Origin of the sequence: Mycobacterium sp. E2462 (assembly GCF_001672685.1) — a bacterium.
GTDB lineage: Bacteria > Actinomycetota > Actinomycetes > Mycobacteriales > Mycobacteriaceae > Mycobacterium.
Genome location: NZ_LZKC01000226.1, coordinates 1 through 1389 on the forward strand (window position 1 = coordinate 1; position 1389 = coordinate 1389).

Annotated in this window: 2 protein-coding genes and 1 pseudogene; all 3 read right to left on the bottom strand. The window is 70.1% G+C overall.

The genetic code is table 11. The features are described from left to right. Positions 1–379 (bottom strand): acyl-CoA thioesterase domain-containing protein (locus tag A5714_RS11325; protein ID WP_197513646.1); only part of this gene is annotated, 379 nt, incomplete at its 3' end. Between the two features lie 28 nt (positions 380–407). After that, the gene (locus A5714_RS11330; RefSeq protein WP_068073610.1) at positions 408–1250 is read right to left on the bottom strand and encodes a sugar phosphate isomerase/epimerase; all 843 of its coding nucleotides are present in this window, start codon (positions 1248–1250) and stop codon (positions 408–410) included. Positions 1251–1265: 15 nt separating this feature from the next. Next, positions 1266–1389 (bottom strand): annotated as a pseudogene (locus A5714_RS27125) (hypothetical protein); the annotation flags it as partial.

Genomic DNA, 1389 nt, shown 5'->3' on the forward strand with positions numbered 1-1389 from the left:
CCGGGTTGGCCGACAACAGCGGCTTGGCGGGTCCGTCCGCGGGAAAGTGCTCCGGCTCGCCGAGGTTGACCACGGCGTGCACCGCCGTGCGGTCGCCCTGGGTGAGCTCGACGTCGACGACGCTGATCCGGCGGCCCTTCTTGCGGACCTTGGTCAGCAGCCGCATCGCGCCGGGGTCGGGCGCCCACAGGAAGCTCGCCGAGACGGTCACCGGCTCGAGGGCACCACCGCCCGCTTCGCGCGCGGCATTGGCGCACAACGCCAGCATCGCGCCGCCATGGACTTTGGGCCCGATGGTCCAGTGTTTGTCCAGCTCGGCCTCGTACACGCCGGGGCCGACCTCCCGCAACGCCATTGCGGTGGTGAAGAGGGCAGTCATGATCGGTGGGGGTGTCTCCTGGGTCGGCTCAACGCAACAGATGGGTGCGGGCGAACTGCAGCGATTCGGCGAGCATGCTTTCGCGCTCGTTGGCTGACCGCGCGCTGGACGTCGACACCTCCAGGATCACGTGGCCGGCGAACTGGCTGTTGGCCAGCATCTGGCATACCTCGACGGTCGGTTGGCTGCCGCGCCCGGGCACCAGATGCTCGTCGGCGGGCAGCCCGTTGCCGTCGCACAGGTGCAGGTGCACCAGGCCGGACCCCATCCGTCGCGCCATGTCCAGGGAATCGGTGCCCGCCGTCGCGGTGTGCGAAAGGTCCAGCGTGTAGTGCGCGTGGTTGCCGTCGAGCGGGTCGTAGGACGGCGCGAACGCCGAGATCGCCGGGCCGGGGCCGCCGCCGCGCCTGCGCATCCGCTCCAGGGACTGCCCGGACCCGAAGAACCGGTCCGCCCGAAACGGGAACATGTTCTCGACGGCGACCAGGACGCCGCTCGAGGCCTCCAACGCCGCTACTTGCTCGCTGAATCCCTCGGCGTAGCGACGCTGCCAGCGGAACGGCGGATGCACGACGACGGTCTGGGCGCCCAGCTGCTCGGCGGCGCGCACGCTGCGCTCCAGCTTCGGGATCGGGTTGGCGCCCCACACTCGCTGGGAGATCAGCAGGCAGGGCGCGTGCACGGACAACACCGGCATGCGGTAGCGCCGCGACAGCTTCTGCACGGCGTCGATGTCCTGGCTGACCGATTCGGCCCACACCATCAGCTCGACGCCGTCGTAGCCCAGCCGGGCCGCGTACTCGAAGGCCGCCTCGGCCCGCAACGGGTACACCGAAGCCGTGGACAGGCCGACTTTGATCGCTGGGCGCACTGTCTGAAGTGGTCGCTAACCCGACTGCAACGACAGCGCCAGCGGGCCGAGGGTGATCAGCGCGCCGACCGCGACCGCGATCAGTGTGCTGGCGATGTCCTCGGTTTTGCGGACCACCCGAACCCGACCACCAGGCCGA